The organism is Bradyrhizobium sp. 149 (assembly GCF_023073915.1).
Classification (GTDB): Bacteria; Pseudomonadota; Alphaproteobacteria; order Rhizobiales; family Xanthobacteraceae; genus Bradyrhizobium.
Map to the genome: position 1 here is coordinate 146,607 of NZ_JADPKK010000009.1, position 19,575 is coordinate 166,181.

Here is a 19,575-nt window from a genome sequence, read left to right on the forward strand (position 1 = left end):
ACGCGATTCCGGCAACGACGCACCGCAGCGATTTTTGATGCTTGCCAAATCTCGGGGACGGGCAGAGCATCGGCGTTTGCCGACCCAATCATGGGCCGAGCTCCACACCAAGGAGGCGGCGAATGGGACAAGACGTCAGAAGTCCCCGAGGTCCACGGTGCATTGCGCTGGTGGGCCCTTTCCAAAGCGGTAAAACCACACTTCTCGAAGCAATCTTGGCGCGAACGGGCACAATCCCGCGCGCCGGCAGCGTCGACGCCGGAACCTCCGTCGGCGACGCCACCCCAGAGGCCCGTCATCACAAGATGACCGTCGGGCTGACTGCCGCCACCACGAGTTTCATGGGCGACAGCTACACCTTCCTGGATTGCCCCGGTTCCGTCGAGTTTGCCCACGACATGCGCGCCGCACTGCCTGCTGTCGATGCCGCAATCGTGGTCTGCGAAGCCGACGAGAAGAAGCTGCCGCAACTTCAGATCATTCTGCGCGAGCTGGAGGAGATGAAGATCCCGCGATTCCTGTTCCTCAACAAGATCGACCGCGCCAACAAGCGCATCCGAGAGACGCTCGCAACGCTTCAGCCCGCCTCGCGCGTGCCGCTGGTGCTGCGCCAGATCCCGATCTGGAAGGACGAGCTGATCGAGGGCTTCGTCGATCTCGCGCTGGAGCGCGCGTTCGTCTACCGCGAGCACAAGGCCTCCGAAGTGGTCGCGCTCGAAGGCGGCGATCTCGATCGCGAGAAGGAGGCCCGCTTTTCGATGCTGGAGAAGCTCGCCGATCACGACGATGCGCTGATGGAGCAGCTGCTCGAGGACATCCAGCCGCCGCGCGATGCCGTGTTCGACGATCTCGCCCGCGAATTGCGCGATGGGCTGATCTGTCCCGTGCTGCTGGGCGCCGCCGCACGCGAAAACGGCGTGCTGCGCCTGATGAAAGCGTTGCGCCACGAGGCGCCCGGCATCGCGGAGACCGCAAAACGTCTCGGCGTGCCCGAGACCAGGGATGCGCTCGGCTTCGTCTTCAAGACGCTGCATTCGCAGCACGGCGGCAAGTTGTCGCTGACGCGGCTGCTCGCCGGGCATCTCGATGACGGTGCCACGCTGCAATCCTCTTCCGGCGGGGTCAGCCGCATCTCCGGCATCCTCGCCGTCACCGGGGCCTACGACACCAAGCGTGCTGCGGCGGAAGCCGGCGACACGGTGGCGCTCGCCAAGCTCGACCCGATCAAGACCGGCGACACGGTCTCGAACGGCAAGACCCAGCCGGCAGCGCTCGCCGCCGTAGAACCCACTCCGCCGGTGCTGGCGATCTCGGTTGCCGCCACCGACCGCAAGGACGACGTCAAGCTCGGCCAGGCACTGACGCGGCTGCACGAGGAGGATCCCTCACTCGTCTTCGTGATGAACGCCCAGACCCACGACACCGTGCTGTGGGGGCAGGGCGAGATGCACTTGCGCGTCGCGAGCGAGCGGCTGCGCGACCGTTTCGGCGTCAAGGTCAGCTCGCATCCGCCCGCGATCGGCTATCAGGAGACCATCCGCAAACCGATCGTCCAGCGCGGCCGTCACAAGAAGCAGTCCGGCGGCCACGGTCAGTTCGGCGATGTCGTGCTCGAGATCAAGCCGCTGCCGCGCGGCGAGGGCTTCAAGTTCGCCGAGAAGGTGGTCGGCGGTGCGGTGCCCCGCAACTACATCGGCGCGGTGGAAGAGGGCGTCGTCGACGGGCTCGCACGCGGCCCGCTCGGTTTCCCGGTCACCGATTTGCAGGTGACGCTGACCGACGGCTCCTATCACAGCGTCGATTCCTCCGACCTCGCCTTCCGCACGGCGGCGCGGGTCGGGCTCAACGAAGGCCTGCCGCAGTGCCAGTCGGTGCTGCTGGAGCCGATCCACGTGGTCGAGATCGTCTGCCCGACTGACGCCACCGCCAAGATCAACGCGATCCTGTCGGCGCGGCGCGGCCAGATCCTCGGCTTCGACACCCGCGACGGTTGGAGCGGATGGGACTGCGTCCGCGCCATGATGCCGGAAGCCGAGATCGGCGAGTTGATCGTCGAGTTGCGCTCGGCCACGGCAGGCGCCGGCAGCTTCACCCGCCAGTTCGACCACATGGCCGAAGTCACGGGGCGCGCCGCCGACCAGATCATCGCAGCGCATCAACACGCGGCGTGAGCTGACTCTCGCAGTAAGAGATGCACCGCTCGCCCTCTCTCCGTTTGTGGGGAGAGGGCGACGCAAGGCAGCGCCATCGCTCCTCAATAACGAAGGCGACGGATGTGCAGCCGTGGGGGCGCGAAGCGGCTTGCGTTCGGTTCTGAATGATGTATTTTACATCATTCTGTATGTTCAAAACATCACTTATAACCTTTTATACGTGAGGCCAGGGTGATCACGTCATTTCAGATGCGGGCAGCGCGCGCGTTGCTCGGCATTGACCAGAGGGCCTTGGCGGAGCTCGCAGGCGTTTCGCTGCCCACCATTCAGCGGATGGAGGCGAGCACCGGCAACGTTCGCGGCGTGGTCGAGACCTTGATGAAGGTGGTCGAGGCCTTTGATCGGGCCGGCGTCGAACTGATCGGCGAACAGGCGCGCAGCGAAGGCGGCGGACGTGGCGTCCGGCTGAAGGAGCCGGGCCCGCCGCGTCGGGTGGGAGCGTGATCCCGCGATGATCATGCTCGGGAGCAGACTCAATTAACGCACCGTCGCGCCCAATACGCGGCCGCACGATGCATCGGAGCGTTGTGGGCAGCGGAGCAATTTGCTGAAATGAGCATCACAGGCGAACACGCAGGCAAGCTGCACCAGCTTCGTCGGCCTACCTTTACCGAACTCTATCTGCCGAAGCTCGTCACCGTATGGCGCGAGGGCTATGGCTTGTCGGATTTCCGCGCCGATGTGTTCGCGGGCCTCACGGTCGCAATCGTCGCGCTGCCGCTGTCCATGGCGATCGCGATCGCCTCGGGCGTGACGCCGGACCGCGGACTCTACACCGCCGTTGTCGGCGGCTTCATTGCATCACTGCTCGGCGGCAGCCGGTTCCAGATCGGCGGACCGGCTGGCGCGTTCATTGTGCTGGTTGCGGCGACCGCCGACCGTCACGGGGTCGACGGCGTGATCCTCGCGACCCTGATGGCGGGCCTGTTTTTGGTCGCCGCGGGCTTCCTGCGGATCGGCACCTACATCAAGTTCATTCCGTATCCGGTGACGGTCGGCTTCACGGCCGGCATCGCCGTCATCATCTTCGCGAGCCAGCTGCGCGATCTCGGCGGGATCACGCCGATTGCAAAAGAGCCGAGCGAATTCGTCCCGAAGCTCGTCGCGCTCGCCGGGGGCCTGCACACCTTCAATCCGTCCGCGATCGCGGTCGCGATCATCAGCATCGCCATCATCGCCGGTCTGCGGCGCTGGCGGCCGTCCTGGCCCGGCATCCTGATCGCGGTCGTGTTTGCTGCGGTCGCCACTGCCATGCTGTCGCTGCCGGTCGAGACGGTCGGATCGCGCTTCGGCGGCATTCCGCGCGAACTGCCTTCGCCGGCCTTGCCTGCGTTCTCGCTTGCGAAGGCGACCGCCGTGCTGCCGGATGCGATCGCCTTTGCGCTGCTCGCCGCGATCGAATCGTTGCTGTCGGCGGTGGTGGCCGACGGCATGACCGGACGCCGTCACCGCTCCAATTGCGAGCTGGTGGCGCAAGGCGCCGCCAATGTCGGCTCGGCACTGTTCGGCGGCATTTGCGTCACCGGGCTGATCGCGCGCACCGCCACCAACATCCGCGCCGGCGCGCGGGGGCCGCTAGCGGGCATGCTGCATTCGGTCTTCCTGCTGCTGTTCATGCTGATCGCAGCGCCGCTCGCCAGCTACATCCCGCTGGCCGCGCTCGCCGCCGTGCTCGTCGTGGTGGCCTGGACCATGGCGGAGAAGCACGAATTCGCGACGCTCTTGCGCTCGTCATGGGGCGACGCCGTCGTGCTGCTCGCAACCTTCCTGCTCACCATCTTCCGCGATCTGACCGAAGGCATTTTGGTCGGCTTCGCGCTCGGCGCGGTGCTGTTCATCCATCGCATGGCGGAAATGACTGGTATCGAGGAACGTTCGCCCCTGGTGGCCGCCGATCGTCCCGATGACGGCAATGGCGAGCGCGTGCCTTACGATCCCGCGCTCGCGGTCGACCGCGACGTGCTGGTCTATCGCATCACCGGCGCATTCTTCTTCGGCGCGGCCTCGGCGATCGGCAGCGTGCTCGACGGCATCGCCGACAAGCGCAAGGGATTCGTGGTCGATTTCGCCGCGGTGCCGTTCCTGGATTCGACGGCGGCCAACGTGCTGGCGCGCGTCGCCGCGAAAGCCCACCGCCAGGGCATCCGGCTGTTCATCACGGGGGCATCGCCTGCGGTGCGCCGCGCGCTGCTCACCCACGGCGTCACGCCGCCGCGCGCGCGCTATCGCGAGACCATCGCGCGCGCCGTCGCCGACATCAAGGGTCGCGCGGCACAGCCCGCGGGCGACGACGCGGGCACGACCTAGCGCCGCGCCCTTCCCGAGGCGGCCTGTGTGCTTGACAGAGCCCGCGGGACGCGAAATGGATCGGCTCGCACACGACCCCAAGGGAAGGATGACCGTGACCAAGGCTCCCGCGGCCTGTCTGATCGGATGGCCGGCCGCGCATTCGCGCTCGCCGCTGATCCATCATTATTGGCTGCGCACGCTCGGGATCGACGGCGGCTATGTCATCGAGGCGGTTCCACCCGATAATTTGCGCGACTTCGTGCTGCGGCTGTCGCTGCGCGGCTTCGTCGGCGCCAACGTCACCATCCCGCACAAGGAGGGCGTCCTGGCGCTGTCGACGCCCGATGCCCGCGCGCAGGCGGTCGGTGCGGCCAACACGCTGTGGTTCGCGGACGGCGAGCTACGCTCGACCAACACCGACGTCGAGGGCTTTATCGGCAATCTCGATGCCGGCGCGCCCGGCTGGGACGGCGCCGAAGAGGCGCTGGTGCTGGGCGCCGGCGGCTCCTCGCGCGCCATCGTGTTCGGGCTGCTCGAACGCGGCATCAAGCGCATTCACCTCGCCAACCGCACCATCGCGCGGGCCGAAACGCTTGCAAGGCAGTTCGGACCGAACGTGCATCCCGTTACGTGGGACGGTGTCAACGGCACCCTGCCGCGTGCAAAACTTCTCGTGAACACGACCTCGCTCGGCATGCACGGTCAGCCTTCACTCGACGTCGATGTCGCGCGCCTGCCCGATGGTGCCGTGGTCGCCGATCTCGTCTATGTCCCGCTGGTGACGCCGCTGCTCGCGGCCGCAAAGGCGCGCGGGCTGAAGACCGCCGACGGGCTCGGCATGCTGCTGCATCAGGCGGTCCGCGGCTTCGAATTGTGGTTCGGCCAGCGGCCGCAGGTCACGGCCGAGCTGCGTGCGCTGGTCGAGGCCGATCTCACAAAGACTTGAGAGAATAGCGCGTAATCTCCGGAGTTCTATGTCCGTAGGGACAATAGGACAAGCGGAGACCATCATGTCTGTTCAACGTGCGACTTTCACACGTCCACTCATCGCCGTCGCGATGGTGGCCGTCTCGACCCTCTGTGCTGTTGCGCAAAAGGCGCCGGTGCCGACGCGCGTGCGCGGCACGATCGAAAGCGTCAATGGTGACACGATGCAGGTCAAGTCGCGCAGCGGTGAAGATATCAAGCTGCACATCGCCTCGGACGTGCGCGTCTCCGGAATCACGAAGATATCGCTTGCTGAAATCAAGGCCGGCTCCTTCGTCGGCGCCACGACGGTGCCGGAACCCGATGGCGGCGACAGGGCCGTCGAGGTGCACGTGTTTCCGGAAAGCATGCGCGGCACCGGCGAAGGCTCGCGGCCTTATGACCTCAAGCCCAATTCCAGCATGACCAACGCCACCGTATCGGAAACCGTGGTCGGCAATGACGGCCATACGCTGCTGGTGAAGTACAAGGATGGTGAGAAGAAGGTGTTCGTCCCGGACGATACCCCGGTCGTGACCTTTGTCCCCGGCGACAAGACCGACCTGAAGGCCGGCGCCAAGGTGATCGCCTTCATGAAGCAGCTGCCGGACGGCTCGTTCGAGACCAACCGCGTCAGCGTCGGCCGCGACGGGGTTACGCCGCCCATGTGAGGGGCCATCGCTCTCTCGCTCCCTCGCCCCGTTCTTACGGGGAGAGGGTGGGGTGAGGGGTTCTCTCGACGAGTTCGGCTTCGATTGTGAGCTGAGTATCAAGCTCGACCACCGGAGCCGGATAGATTTTCGTTTTGCCAAACGGCGTGCCTTGCCCCTCACCCGGATTGGAGCGGGGAGAGGTTAGGAATCGGATCACGCCGCAATGATATGATCGTCGATCTCGTCGATCCTGTTGACGCCGCACAGGCCCATGGTGGTGAGCAGCTCCTTCTGGATGATGTCGATCGCCTTGGCGACGCCGGCCTGGCCGCCGGCGCCCAGGCCATAGGCGTAGGCGCGACCGATCATGCAGGACTTTGCGCCGAGCGCGAGCGCGCGCATCACGTCCTGGCCGGAGCGGATGCCGCCGTCGAACATGATCTCCATTTTGTCACCGACCGCCTCGGCGATCTCGGGCAGCACCTCGATCGATGACGGCGCGCCGTCGAGCTGACGGCCGCCATGGTTCGATACGACGAGGGCCTGCGCGCCGGTCTTGGTGGCCTCCTCGGCGTCCTCGACGTCGAGGATGCCCTTGATGATCAGCTTGCCTGGCCAGATGCTGCGAACCCACTCAACGTCCTTCCAGTTCAGGGACGTATCGAACTGCGAGGCCGTCCACTCGGCGAGGCGATTAAGGTCGCCGGTGTTCTTCACATGGCCCGCGATGTTACCGAAGGTGCGGCGCTTGCCTTGCAGCACGCCGGAGACCCAGGCGGGCTTGCTGGCGAAATCCAACAGCTTCGACAGCGACCATTCGGGCGGGACCGTCATGCCATTCTTGATGTCGGCGTGGCGCTGGCCGATCACTTGCAAGTCGACGGTCAGCACCAGCGCGGAGCATTTTGCCGCGATCGCGCGCTGGATCAGTTCCTTGATGAAGCCGCGGTCCTTCATCACATAGAGCTGGAACCAGAACGGCTTCTCGACACTGGCCGCGATGTCCTCGATCGAGCAGATCGACATCGTCGACAGCGTGAACGGGATCCCGGCGGCTTGCGCGGCGCGGCAGGCATGGATCTCGCCATCGCCATGCTGCATGCCGAGCAGGCCCACAGGCGCGAGTATCAGCGGCATGGTCGAGGGCTCGCCGAGGATCGTGGTCGCGGTGTCGCGCCTGGAGACGTCGACCAGGATGCGCTGGCGGAACTTGATCGCCTGCATGTCATCGCGGTTGGCGCGCAGCGTTTCCTCGGCATAGGAGCCGCGGTCGCAATAGTCGAAGAAAGCTTTCGGCACCCGGCGCTGATGCAGTGTGCGAAGATCGTCGATACAGGTGATGTGCTTCATGAACGTTTCCCGGCCCGTCTAGTATCGGAAGTGTCTTGTATCGGAGGAGTCTTGCATCGGAAGAGTCTTGCATCGGAAGATCGAGGGGTCATCTAGCATGGTTGGATGCACAGCCAAATCGTTTGCATCCTTTGTGGAGAGGAAGGCGCCATGACGAGACCGCACACCGGACCGACGCCGGAAGAGATCAAGGAGAAGCATGCTCTCGAAGAAGCGCTGGAAGAAGGTCTGGAAGAGACCTTTCCCGGCTCCGATCCCGTCAATGTCACCCAGCCGGCGCCGAGCCGCGCGGACGGCCATGTGAAGCGCTCGGACTAGGGCTGGTTCCGTCCCGTTCCCGGCGTTTTTGCCGGAAATATAATGTTAACAAGACGTTATCAGCGCGCGGGCGCGCCTGGTTCCGTAATGATTCATCATATTTTTTGAAGCCAAGTTAGCCGCGATGGCTTTATAAGACCTCAGCAAATCAGGGATGCGGGGCCCGCTCGGGCACCCGGAGGTTGTATTTGGCATTCCTGGTTGTTGCGTGGGGGACGATATGAGCCGCAAATATTTCGGGACGGACGGGATCCGGGGCCGCGCCAACGGACTGATCACGCCGGAGCTCGCGCTCAAGGTCGGCCAGGCCGCAGGCCTTGCGTTTCAGCGCGGTGACCACCGCCATAGGGTCGTAATCGGCAAGGACACCCGGCTGTCCGGCTACATGATCGAATACGCAATGGTCGCGGGCTTCACCTCGGTCGGCATGGATGTGCTGCTGGTCGGTCCGATGCCGACGCCGGCGGTTGCGATGCTGACCAAGTCGATGCGCGCCGACCTCGGCGTGATGATCTCCGCCTCGCACAATCTGTTCGAGGACAACGGCATCAAGCTGTTCGGCCCGCAGGGCTTCAAGCTCTCCGACGACGTCGAGAAGCAGATCGAGCAGCTGCTCGACGAGCCCATCGACAAGCGTCTCGCCCAGAGCGCCAGTCTCGGCCGCGCCCGCCGCATCGACGGCGTGCATGACCGTTACATCGAATTCGCCAAGCGCACGCTTCCGCGCGATCTGTCGCTCGACGGCCTGCGCGTCGTGGTCGATTGCGCCAATGGCGCCGCCTACAAGGTGGTGCCGGAAGCGCTCTGGGAGCTGGGTGCCGACGTGATTCCGATCGGCGTCGACCCCGACGGCTTCAACATCAACAAGGAATGCGGCTCCACCTCGCCGGAAGCGCTGTCGAAGAAGGTGCGCGAGATGCGCGCCGACATCGGCATCGCGCTCGACGGTGACGCCGATCGCGTCATTCTGGTGGACGAGCGCGGCCACATCGTCGACGGCGACCAGCTGCTCGCGGTGATCGCGCAGAGCTGGAAGGAAGACGGCCGGCTGTCGCGACCGGGCATCGTCGCCACCGTGATGTCGAATCTCGGCCTCGAGCGATTCCTCAATGGGCAGGGGATCGAGCTCGTGCGCACGCCGGTCGGCGATCGCTACGTACTCGAGCAGATGCTGAACGGCGGCTACAATCTCGGTGGGGAGCAGTCCGGCCACATCATCCTGTCCGACTACGCCACCACCGGCGACGGTTTCGTTGCCGCATTGCAGGTGCTTGCCGTGGTGCAGAAGCTGCGCCGCCCGGTGTCGGAAGTCTGCCACCGCTTCGATCCGCTGCCGCAGATCCTGAAGAACGTCCGCCACAAGGGCGGCAAGCCGCTCGACAATTCCGACGTCAAATCGGCGATCTCCGACGGCGAGCAGCGGCTCAACGGCCACGGCCGGCTGCTGATCCGCTCCTCCGGCACCGAGCCGGTGATCCGCGTCATGGGCGAAGGCGAGGACCGCAGCCTCGTCGAGGACGTCGTCGACACCATCGTCTCGGCGCTCGGGCAGGCAGCGGCGGCCTAGCCGCATCCCAGCCATGGGCGATTGGCGGTGGATCGGCCGCCGCGCGCATCGTAACTAGCGGGTCGCGGCAATCTGCCGCGCCTGCCGGGATGTACCATTGAACAAGCCTGTCGTCGTGTCCGAGGAAGAGCTGACTGAGCCCGTCGTCGTCAGCGACGTGACGCCCGCCGCCAAGTCAACCGCGGCCGCAGGGCCGGCCTATGTCGTGCTTGCCGGCATCAGCTTCTCGCACTTCCTCAACGACACCATGCAGTCGCTGATCGCCTCGGTGTATCCGATCCTGAAGGACACCTACGCGCTCGACTTCGCGCAGATCGGCATGATCACGCTGGCCTTCCAGTTCACGGCCTCACTGCTCCAACCTGTGGTCGGCCATTACACCGACAAGAAGGCGCAGCCCTATTCGCTGTCGATCGGCATGGCCTCGACCTTCTTTGGTCTGTTGCTGCTCAGCGCCGCCCAGCAATACCTCGTCATCCTGGTCGCCGCCGCGCTGGTCGGCCTCGGCTCGGCGGTGTTTCATCCCGAATCTGCGCGTATCGCGCGGCTGGCGTCGGGCGGCCGCTACGGTTTTGCGCAATCGGTGTTCCAGCTCGGCGGCAGTTTCGGCACCTCGATGGGACCGGTGCTCGCCGCGCTCATCGTCGTGCCGTTCGGGCAGGGCAGCATCGCCTGGTTCTCCTCGATCGCCTTCCTCGCGATCCTCATCCTCTGGCGCATCGGCCGCTGGTATGAACCGCAGATCAAGGCCAAGACGACCGCGGTGGCTCACGCCCATCCCGACGCGCCGGGTACGCGCCGCGTCGTCGTTGCACTCCTCGTGCTGGTTGCGCTGCTGTTCTCGAAACAGCTCTACGTCTCAAGCCTGTCGAGCTACTACATCTTCTATCTGATCGACCGCTTTGGCGTGTCGACGCAGGCCGCGCAAATGTATCTCTTCATTTTCCTCGCGGCGAACGCGGTGGGCGCTTTTCTCGGCGGTCCCCTGGGCGATCGCTTCGGCCGCAAGATCGTGATCTGGATTTCGATCCTGGGCGCGCTGCCGTTCACGCTGGCGCTGCCCTATGCCGGGCTCTATGCCAGCGCGGTGCTGTCGGTGATCATCGGTCTGATCATCTCCTCGACGACGTCGTCGATCATCGTGTTCGCACAGGAGCTGGTACCGCATCGCTTCGGCATGATCTCCGGCGTGTTCTTCGGTGTCGCCTTCGGCATCGGCGGCCTTGGCGCCGCCGTGCTCGGCAAGCTCGCCGACCACACCTCGATCGAGTTCGTCTACCAGGTCTGCGCCTATCTGCCGGCAATCGGCCTGCTTGCAGTGTTCCTGCCCAAGCTGCCGCGGCACGCGCGTTAACATATCCCTTCTTGCTGCAACGCGGCTTCATACATCGTTAGGAAATGCGGCGAAGCCGTCGCATTTGCGCTGCATTTCTGCAACGCTCGCGCCGCGCGCGCGTGTGGGTTGAGAAAAAATCAACCTTAAAAATTAGGGTTAAGTGGCGCTTAAACATTTGCTGCCATCGTCCGGGCCGTGAGTTTCCAGAACGTGAGGCGCCGTATTGCCTCACCGGCCAAAAGGACGAAGCCAATGCGTAGCGTTAAGTCTCTCCTTGCCGCGGGTGCGGCAACCCTGATCTCGTCGATGGCGTTCGCCGCCGATATGCCGATCGCGGCGCCCCCTCCGATGTACGCGCCGCCCCCGCCGCCTTCCGACTTCGGTGGCTGGTATCTGCGCGGCGACGTTGGCATGACCAACCAGAGCGCCAAGCGCATCGACAGCGCTTTGCCGGTTGGGTATCAAAAGTCGACAGAGGGACTCGGCTTCGATTCTTCGCCGCTGTTCGATCTCGGTGTCGGCTACCGCTTCAACAACTGGTTCCGCACGGACGTGATCGGCCAGTACCGCGGCAAGGCTAACCTGCACGGCGCGGACAACGTCATCGGGCCCGGCTTCGTCGGCTCCAACAATTACAGCGGCAGCAAGTCCGAGTGGGTCGTCATGGCGAATGCCTATGTCGATCTTGGCACCTGGTGGTGCATCACGCCGTTCATCGGTGCCGGTGTCGGCGGCTCCTACAACAAGATCAGCGGCTTCCGTGACGACGGCGTGTCATACACCGTAGGGGGTACTCCGCCCCTGGCCAACAGCGTCGCCTACTTCGCCGACAACGGAAAGTGGAACCTCGCCTGGGCCGCCCACGCCGGTCTCGCCTACAAGGTCAATCCCGGGTTCACCGTCGAACTGGCCTACAGCTACATGAACCTCGGCGACGCGGCGCCCGGCAACTACCGCTTGTTCGACAACAGCGCTTCCGGTCCGTCCACGATCAAGATCAAGGAGCTCACCTCGCATGACGTCAAGCTCGGCGTGCGCTGGGATCTCAACAGCCCGCCGGCCTACATGCCGCCGCTCGTCACCAAGGGCTGATCGTCAGCCTGACCGGTTAGGACTTCTTAACGGCGCGGGATCATCCCGCGCCGTTTTGCTTTGCGTATTTTTCATGGCGAGCGGCGACGAAAGTCCCCGACGCAACCATTGGTTAAGGTTAACGAGCCATGATCACGAGCGAAAGTTCGAGTTCGATGGAGCGTTCGATGCGTAGGCTTTTGTTGGCGGCGGTGATGTTGGGGACGGTGTCTGCCGCGCACGCGGCCGATCTCTCCGATCTGCCCATCCTGCGCGGCAGCTTCACGGACGGGCTGTCGAAGACGTCCCACAATTGGGACGGTTTCTATGTTGGCGGCCAGTTCGGCTTTGCCACGACCGATGTCGATTTCAGTCACGCCCCGAAGACGATGACCGACTTCATGCTTCGCAACAGCATCCTCGAGGCGCCGGTCGGCGGCTGGGCGCTGCTGCCGAGCAACCACGTGCAGTCGACCGGCTTTGGCGCCTATGTCGGCCGCAATTGGCAGCTCTACGACGCGGTGTTCGGCCTCGAGGCCAATTACAGCTACATGAACAATCTGTCGAGCTCGGCGAGCGACTCCATGACGCGCATTCTCGACGGCGAGACCGCGCCCACTGGCCATACCTATTCCTACGTCACGACGCTCGGCGGTGGTGCTGCGCTGAAACTGAAGGATTACGCCACCTTCCGCGGCCGGGTCGGCTGGGACGGCGGCGACTTCATGCCCTATGCCTTTGCCGGTCTGGCAATCGGACGCGCTGAAGTCTCGCGATTCGCGACCGTGTCCTACATCAAGCACGACGACTACGATCAGTCGGTCGTCTTCGGCGGTGTTACGACGACGATCCATCACCAGGACACGATCGACACGGGCACGTTTAGCAAGACCGAGCTGCGCACCAACAGCTTCATGTACGGCTGGACGGCCGGTATCGGTGTCGAGTACGCGATCTGCGGCAACATCCTGCTCCGCGGCGAATGGGAGCATGTCGGCTTCTCGGACGTGAAGGACATTACGGTCGGCCTGAACAACTTCCGCGTCGGCGCGGGCTATCAGTTCTGAGCCGTCCGCTTCCTGTTGACAGCCTTGTTTCCTGCTGATGCTCTGTCGCTCGAAGGAGGACGGCGGCGATGCGGATCTACGGCGACACCAATTCCGGCAATTGTCTGAAGGTGAAGTGGGTCTGCGACAAGCTCGCGGTGCCCTACCAGTGGATCGAGATCGACACCCGCAAGGGCGAGACTCGCACGCCGCAATTCCTCGAGATGAACGGTGCCGGCCAGGTGCCCACCGTCGCCTTCGACGACGGTCGCGCGCTGGCGCAGTCCAATGCCATCATCCGCTATCTCGCTCGCGACAGTGCGCTCATTCCGCGCGATGCCTTCACTGCCGCCAAGATGGACGAGTGGCTGTTCTGGGAACAATACAGCCACGAGCCCTATATCGCGGTGTGCCGCTTCCAGCTGGTCTATCTCGGCAAGGACGCCTCCGAACTCGATCCTGAAAAGGTCAAGCGCGGCTATGCGGCGCTCGACCGCATGGAGCTGCATCTCGCCGGCAGCCGTTTCCTCGCCGGCGACGCGGTTTCGCTCGCCGACGTCTCGCTGCTCGCCTATACCCGCGTTGCGCATGAAGGCGGCTTCGATCTCGACCGTTTTGCCGCCGTCCGCCGCTGGATCGCCGAAGCCGAGACCTTTCTCGGGCTTCCCAAGGTGGGTTAAGCCGCGTTGAGTCGCGCTGAGGCAGGAGTATCGCAATGAACGACGAATCCGTCTCCATTCGTCCCGCGCGCCGCGAGGATGTTGTTGCGATCGTGGCGATGCTCGCCGACGATCGCCTCGGGAGCGCCCGCGAGCGCGTGGAAGATCCGTTGCCTGCGTCCTATTACGAGGCATTCTCGCGGGTCGAGCGCGATCAAAATCTCCGGCTCGTGGTTGCCGAGAGCGAGGGCAGGGTGGTCGGCTGCCTGCAATTGGCGATCCTGCCTGGTCTCAGCTCGCAGGGCGGCCTGCGCGGTCTGCTCGAAGACGTGCGCGTTGCTTCCGATTGCCGCAGCCGCGGCATCGGCGAGCAATTGGTGCAATGGGCGGTGACGGAAGCGAAAGCGCGCGGCTGCAATCTGGTCGAACTGCTGACGCATCAGTCGCGAGTCGATGCGCAGCGCTTCTACAAGCGACTCGGATTTGCATCGAGTCATGTCGGCATGACTGTCCGCTTTTGAGGCAGCACGCCGCGAGTGTTGCGCGATCAGCGAAATCGGATCGCGCGTTCGTTCATATTAATGGCTGGTAAACTACCCAGCCGTCGTTCACCTTGATGCTGGAACTAATGGTGCTACGCAGCGTCAGACACCGAGCTCGGTCGGTTCGGGGATTTCGATGACAAGCTATTCGATGATCAAGGTCGGCAACGACTACGTTGTGCAGGCCAACGACAAATGCATTTTGAAAGTCGGCAGCCGCCGCCGTGCCGCGCAATTGATCAGCGATGCCACGGGCTTGCTGAACGCGCTTGCCATGGTCGAATCCCCCAAAATCGCGCCGGAGGCCCCATCACTCGCGCGCGAGGCCCCGGAACTTCCTTGACTGGTCTTCCCGATTCCCGTATCAGCCGCGGCGGGACACCTCCCCCCAACGGGAGGCTTACTATCTGGAAGGGTAGACTATGACTGTAGCGAAGCCCGCTTCGCGGCCGAACGTGCCGCATTTTTCCTCCGGCCCCTGCGCCAAGCGCCCCGGATGGAATGCCCAAAATCTCAAGGACGCAGCCCTCGGCCGTTCGCATCGTGCGAAGGTCGGCAAGACCAAGCTCAAGCTCGCGATCGATTTGACGCGTGAAGTGCTTGAAGTGCCCGCCGATTATCGCATCGGCATCGTGCCGGCCTCCGATACCGGCGCGGTCGAGATGGCGCTGTGGTCGATGCTGGGTGCGCGGCCCGTCACCACGCTCGCCTGGGAATCCTTCGGCGAGGGCTGGGTCGGCGACATCGTCAAGGAATTGAAGCTCAAGGACGTCACCAAGCTCAACGCTGCCTACGGTGAACTCCCCGACCTCTCCAAGGTCGATCCGAAGTCCGACGTCGTCTTCACCTGGAACGGCACCACCTCGGGCGTGCGCGTGCCGAACGCCGACTGGATCAGCGCGACCCGCGAAGGTCTGACCATCTGCGACGCCACCTCGGCCGCGTTCGCGCAAGCCCTCGACTGGACCAAGCTCGACGTCGTCACCTTCTCCTGGCAGAAGGCGCTCGGCGGCGAAGCCGCGCACGGCATGCTGATCCTGTCGCCCCGCGCGGTGGAGCGGCTCGAAACCTACAAGCCGGCCTGGCCGCTGCCGAAGATTTTCCGCATGACCAAGGGCGGCAAGATCAACGAAGGCATCTTCGTCGGCGAGACCATCAACACGCCGTCGATGCTCTGCGTCGAAGATTATCTCGACGCGCTGAACTGGGCCAAGTCGATCGGCGGCCTGAAGGCGCTGATCGGGCGCGCCGACGCCAATACCAAGGTGCTCGCCGACTGGAAGGCGAAGACGCCCTGGATCGACTTCCTCGCCAAGGACGCCGCGATCCGCTCCAACACTTCGGTGTGCCTGAAGTTCACCGATCCCGCGATCACCTCGCTCTCCGAGGACGCGCAGGCCGAGTTCAGCAAGAAGCTGGTCGCGCTGGTCGAGAAGGAAGGTGCGGGCTACGACTTCGCCTATTACCGCGATGCGCCCGCCGGCCTGCGCATCTGGTGCGGCGCCACCGTCGAGGCGAAGGACGTCGAACTCCTGACCCAGTGGATCGACTGGGCCTTCGCCGAAACCAAGGCTACGCTCGCCAAGGCGGCGTAAGTTTTCTTTCTTTCCCTTCCCCGTCCGTACGGGGAGGGGAGAAGAAACCGCTCCCAGAAACCAATCTATTCAGGTCGAAGGCCGCCCTTGTTTCAGGGAAGGTAGAGGATCATCCCCATGACCAAGCCCAAAGTTCTCATTTCCGACGCGCTCTCTCCGGCCGCCGTCCAGATCTTCAGGGATCGCGGCGTCGAGGTCGACTTCCAGCCCAACCTCGGCAAGGACAAGGACAAGCTCGCCGAGATCATCGGCAATTACGACGGCCTTGCGATCCGTTCGGCGACCAAGGCGACCGCGAAGATCCTCGAGAAGGCGACCAACCTCAAGGTGATCGGCCGCGCCGGCATCGGCGTCGACAACGTCGAGATTCCCGCCGCCACGGCCAAGGGCATCATCGTGATGAACACGCCGTTCGGCAATTCGATCACGACCGCCGAGCACGCCATCACCCTGATGCTGGCGCTGGCGCGCGAGATTCCGCAGGCGGACGCTTCGACCCAGGCCGGCAAATGGGAGAAGAACCGCTTCATGGGCGTCGAGATCACCGGCAAGGTGCTCGGCGTGGTCGGCTGCGGCAACATCGGCTCGATCGTCGCCGACCGCGCGCTCGGCCTGCGCATGAAGGTGATCGCGTTCGATCCGTTCCTGTCGCCGGAGCGCGCCAGGGACATCGGCGTCGAGAAGGTCGAACTCGATGACCTCTTGAAGCGCGCCGACTTCATCACCCTGCACACCCCGCTGACCGAGAAGACCAAAAACATCATCGACGCGGCCGCGATCGCCAAGATGAAGAAGGGCGTGCGCCTGATCAACTGCGCGCGCGGCGGCCTCGTCGACGAGCAGGCCGTGGTCGACGCCTTGAATTCCAAGCACATCGCGGGCGCCGCCTTCGACGTCTTTGTCGAGGAGCCCGCCACTGCCAACGTACTGTTCGGTCATCCCAACGTGATCTGCACGCCGCATCTCGGCGCGTCCACCACTGAAGCCCAGGAGAACGTCGCGCTTCAGGTCGCCGAGCAGATGTCGGACTACCTGCTCACCGGGGCGATCTCGAACGCCGTCAACTTCCCCTCGATCACGGCGGAAGAGGCGCCGAAGCTGAAGCCGTTCATCACGCTCGCCGAGAAGCTCGGCTCGTTCGCCGGCCAGCTCACCGAAAGCGGCATCCTCAAGGTCGAGATCACCTATGAGGGGCACGTCGCCGAGATGAAGATCAAGGCGATCACCTCCGCCGTGCTGTCCGGCCTGTTGCGGCCGATGCTGGGCGAGGTCAACGTCGTGTCGGCGCCCGTCGTCGCCAAGGAGCGCGGCATGGTGGTGGACGAAATCGTCCGCGCCGCCCAGAGCGATTATGAAAGCCTGATCACCGTCACCGTCACCACCGAGCGGCAGGAGCGGTCGGTCTCGGGAACCGTCTATGCCGACGGCAAGCCGCGCCTCGTCGACATCAAGGGCATTCGCGTCGACGCCGAGTTCGGCAAGTCGATGATCTACGTGACCAACGAGGATAAGCCGGGTTTCATCGGCAAGTTCGCGAGCCTGCTCGGCGATGCCAAGATCAACATCGCGACCTTCCATCTCGGCCGCGTCGCGCCCGGCAGCGATGCCATCGCGCTGATCGAGGTCGACGGCGCGGTGCCGGCCGACCTGCTCGCCAAGGTGCAGGCCCTGCCGCAGGTCAAGCAGGTCAAGGCGCTGACGTTCTGATACGCCGACATATTCCGACCCGCGGAACAACGCCGCCTCCGTCACTGGAGGCGGCGTTTTTATTTCTCCCGCGAGCGCTGGACATTGTGTACCAATGGCGGCCAGGACGCTCCGTTCAACATCGTTCGAAAAGGGAGAAAACAATGCGTGAAGCCGTCATCGTTTCCTATGCGCGCACGGGCCTCGCAAAATCCGGCCGCGGCGGGTTCAACATCACGCCGCCGATGTCGCTGGCCGCGCACGCGATCAAGCACGCGGTCGATCGTGCCGGCGTCGAGAAGGATTATGTCGAGGACTGCTATCTCGGCAATTGCGCCCATGGCGCGCCGAACATCGGCCGCCAGGCCGCGCTGCTCGCGGGCCTGCCGACGACCACCGCCGGCGTGTCGGTCAACCGCTTCTGCTCCTCGGGCCTGCAGACCATCGCGATGGCCGCCAACTCGATCCGCTCCGACGGTGCCGAGTGCATCGTCGCCGGCGGCGTCGAAAGCATTTCCATGCCGGGCGGCGGGACGCCGAAGGAGACGATCGATCCGGAATTGCTCAAGGTTGCCCCCGATATCTTCATGGCGATGATCGACACCGCCGACATCGTCGCCGAGCGCTACAAGCTCAGCCGCGAATACCAGGACGAGTTCTCGCTGGAATCGCAGCGTCGGATGGCGGCGTCGCAGCAGGCGGGCAAGTACAAGGACGAGATTGTCCCGATGAAGACCAGGATGAAGGTCGTCGACAAGCAGACCAAAGCGGAATCGATCGTCGACTACGTCGTCGATCGCGACGAATGCAATCGCCCCGAGACCACGCTGGAGGGCCTTGCCAAGCTCGAGCCGGTGAAGGGTCCCGGCAAGTTCGTCACCGCCGGCAATGCCAGCCAGCTCTCCGACGGCGCCGCCGCCGTCGTGCTGATGGAAGCCCAGGACGCCGAGAAGCGCGGCCTGAAGCCGCTCGGCCGCTTCGTCGCCTGGGCGACCGCCGGCTGCGAACCCGACGAGATGGGCATCGGTCCTGTGTTCGCGATCCCGAAGCTGCTCAAGCGCACCGGACTGAAGATCGACGACATCGATCTCTGGGAACTCAACGAGGCCTTCGCCAGCCAATGCCTCTATTCGCGCGACAAGCTCGGCATCGATCCCGCCAAGTACAACGTCAATGGCGGCTCGATCGCGATCGGCCATCCCTTCGGCATGACCGGCGCGCGTCTTACCGGCCACCTCCTCCAGGAAGGCGCGCGCCGCAAGGCCAAGTGGGGCGTCGTGACGATGTGCATCGGCGGCGGTCAGGGCGGCGCCGGTTTGTTCGAAATCTACAGCTGAGGCGAAGCTGCACGGACGCGGAGAGGCACGGCGCGAGCCGTGCCTTTTTGCTTTGTTCAGCGCCTCCAGCTTATTCGCGCTGCTGCGGAAATCTTTGCCTCGCAAAGCGTTGAGCGCGACGGGGCGGACGGAGGAGAACGCTCATGCGGATAACAATGGCAGCCATCCTTACAGCAGTCCCGCTCGTCGCGGGACCGGCGATAGCGCAGCAGGCGGCGCCGAACCAGAACGTGCAGAGTGAGGCCGACAAGGGCATCAAGACACAGAATTCGGGCGCTTCGGGCTTTGTCGGCGAGCAGGACAAGCCCGGCTCGGCCGCGAACATGCCCGGAGATCGCACCAACAACGCCAGTGGCGCTGCCACGTCGCCCAGCGCGCAGAATTCAGGGGCCGGTATCGCGGGAGCGCCGGGCAACAAGAACGGTCCGCCCGCGCACACCGGAACTGTCGGCTCGAGTTCGCAGAACATGTCGGTGCAGGAGCAGGATCCCTCGAACATCAAGGGTCTGCCCGGCAATAAGAGCGGCCCGCCAGCCAAGCGGTAGCGGAGTCCGCAACGGTCCTCTGCACGCCGACTATCGCCCGCGCGAGCGGCATCGTAGGAGCGACCTATTTCGCGAGCGCGTGCGCGGCGTTTCGCTGCGGTATGATTTCGGCGGCCGTCCGCTTGTCGGCCGCAGTGTTCCCGATTTCGAATTGCTGGACGGAACGACGGTCGGAGAACGCCTCAGAACAGCGAGAGGCATATCGCTGGACTCCGATGCCCGCGCACCGCCTGAACTGCTTGCCAGCCGCTGGAGAGATCGGATCAATTATGTCGCCAAGGATCGGCTGGGCCTGAGCGCCTTGCTGGTGCGCCCCGATGGCTTCGTCGCCTGGACCAGTAACGACGCAACCACAGACGACGAAGCAGCTCAGGCCGCCTCGCGCCGGCTCGGCGAGCCCGC

Annotated in this window: 17 protein-coding genes and 2 pseudogenes; 18 read left to right on the forward strand and 1 reads right to left on the reverse strand. The window is 64.4% G+C overall.

Annotated features, from left to right (window positions below; all coding sequences use genetic code 11):
• Window positions 1-122 precede the first annotated feature (122 nt).
• The 5 genes from IVA88_RS03245 to IVA88_RS03265 all read left to right on the forward strand — a co-directional run bounded on the left by IVA88_RS03245 (window position 123) and on the right by IVA88_RS03265 (window position 6,139).
• Entirely contained in the window at window positions 123-2,171 is a 2,049-nt protein-coding gene (locus IVA88_RS03245; RefSeq protein WP_247495854.1) for an elongation factor G, read from the forward strand.
• 213 nt (window positions 2,172-2,384) lie between these two features.
• Window positions 2,385-2,657, forward strand: coding sequence for a helix-turn-helix transcriptional regulator (locus IVA88_RS03250; protein WP_007614761.1), 273 nt, complete (start codon window positions 2,385-2,387; stop codon window positions 2,655-2,657).
• Between the two features lie 108 nt (window positions 2,658-2,765).
• Window positions 2,766-4,520, forward strand: a complete 1,755-nt coding sequence (locus IVA88_RS03255; RefSeq protein WP_247495855.1) for a SulP family inorganic anion transporter — start codon at window positions 2,766-2,768, stop codon at window positions 4,518-4,520.
• A gap of 88 nt (window positions 4,521-4,608) precedes the next feature.
• Window positions 4,609-5,448: a shikimate dehydrogenase gene (locus IVA88_RS03260; protein WP_247495944.1), complete on the forward strand. Its 840-nt coding sequence runs from the start codon at window positions 4,609-4,611 to the stop codon at window positions 5,446-5,448.
• Between the two features lie 64 nt (window positions 5,449-5,512).
• The gene (locus tag IVA88_RS03265; RefSeq protein ID WP_247495856.1) at window positions 5,513-6,139 is read left to right on the forward strand and encodes a hypothetical protein; all 627 of its coding nucleotides are present in this window, start codon (window positions 5,513-5,515) and stop codon (window positions 6,137-6,139) included.
• 195 nt (window positions 6,140-6,334) lie between these two features.
• On the opposite strand, the gene IVA88_RS03270 is transcribed toward IVA88_RS03265, so the two are convergent.
• Window positions 6,335-7,471 carry an alpha-hydroxy acid oxidase gene (locus IVA88_RS03270; protein WP_247495857.1) on the reverse strand — a complete coding sequence of 379 codons (1,137 nt, stop codon included), beginning with the start codon at window positions 7,469-7,471 and terminating at the stop codon, window positions 6,335-6,337.
• Window positions 7,472-7,621: 150 nt separating this feature from the next.
• Between IVA88_RS03270 and IVA88_RS03275 the strand changes: the two genes are divergently transcribed.
• The 13 genes and pseudogenes from IVA88_RS03275 to IVA88_RS03335 form a co-directional block, all read left to right on the forward strand.
• Window positions 7,622-7,789: a hypothetical protein gene (locus IVA88_RS03275; RefSeq protein WP_247495858.1), complete on the forward strand. Its 168-nt coding sequence runs from the start codon at window positions 7,622-7,624 to the stop codon at window positions 7,787-7,789.
• 220 nt (window positions 7,790-8,009) lie between these two features.
• Entirely contained in the window at window positions 8,010-9,356 is a 1,347-nt protein-coding gene (gene glmM, locus IVA88_RS03280; RefSeq protein WP_247495859.1) for a phosphoglucosamine mutase, read from the forward strand.
• A 97-nt stretch (window positions 9,357-9,453) separates the two neighbouring features.
• Window positions 9,454-10,710: an MFS transporter gene (locus IVA88_RS03285; RefSeq protein ID WP_276577880.1), complete on the forward strand. Its 1,257-nt coding sequence runs from the start codon at window positions 9,454-9,456 to the stop codon at window positions 10,708-10,710.
• Window positions 10,711-10,944: 234 nt separating this feature from the next.
• A complete protein-coding gene (locus IVA88_RS03290) occupies window positions 10,945-11,784 on the forward strand; it encodes an outer membrane beta-barrel protein (protein ID WP_247495860.1) in 840 nt (279 codons plus the stop codon).
• Between the two features lie 167 nt (window positions 11,785-11,951).
• Entirely contained in the window at window positions 11,952-12,830 is an 879-nt protein-coding gene (locus IVA88_RS03295) for an outer membrane beta-barrel protein (RefSeq protein WP_247495861.1), read from the forward strand.
• Window positions 12,831-12,898: 68 nt separating this feature from the next.
• A complete protein-coding gene (locus tag IVA88_RS03300; protein WP_247495862.1) occupies window positions 12,899-13,489 on the forward strand; it encodes a glutathione S-transferase family protein in 591 nt (196 codons plus the stop codon).
• 35 nt (window positions 13,490-13,524) lie between these two features.
• Window positions 13,525-13,989 (forward strand): GNAT family N-acetyltransferase, encoded by a 465-nt coding sequence (locus tag IVA88_RS03305; RefSeq protein WP_247495863.1) that lies wholly within the window; start codon window positions 13,525-13,527, stop codon window positions 13,987-13,989.
• Window positions 13,990-14,161: 172 nt separating this feature from the next.
• Window positions 14,162-14,353 carry a hypothetical protein gene (locus IVA88_RS03310; RefSeq protein WP_247495864.1) on the forward strand — a complete coding sequence of 64 codons (192 nt, stop codon included), beginning with the start codon at window positions 14,162-14,164 and terminating at the stop codon, window positions 14,351-14,353.
• 79 nt (window positions 14,354-14,432) lie between these two features.
• Window positions 14,433-15,605, forward strand: coding sequence for a phosphoserine transaminase (locus IVA88_RS03315; protein ID WP_247495865.1), 1,173 nt, complete (start codon window positions 14,433-14,435; stop codon window positions 15,603-15,605).
• 117 nt (window positions 15,606-15,722) lie between these two features.
• Window positions 15,723-17,312 (forward strand): phosphoglycerate dehydrogenase, encoded by a 1,590-nt coding sequence (gene serA / locus IVA88_RS03320; RefSeq protein ID WP_247495866.1) that lies wholly within the window; start codon window positions 15,723-15,725, stop codon window positions 17,310-17,312.
• Window positions 17,313-17,455: 143 nt separating this feature from the next.
• Complete coding sequence (locus IVA88_RS03325) at window positions 17,456-18,628, forward strand: acetyl-CoA C-acyltransferase (protein ID WP_247495867.1); 1,173 nt, start codon at window positions 17,456-17,458, stop codon at window positions 18,626-18,628.
• Window positions 18,629-18,990: 362 nt separating this feature from the next.
• Window positions 18,991-19,173: pseudogene (locus tag IVA88_RS32550) on the forward strand (hypothetical protein); the annotation flags it as partial.
• A 67-nt stretch (window positions 19,174-19,240) separates the two neighbouring features.
• Window positions 19,241-19,570, forward strand: a pseudogene (locus tag IVA88_RS03335) (FAD-dependent oxidoreductase); the annotation flags it as partial.
• Window positions 19,571-19,575 lie beyond the last annotated feature (5 nt).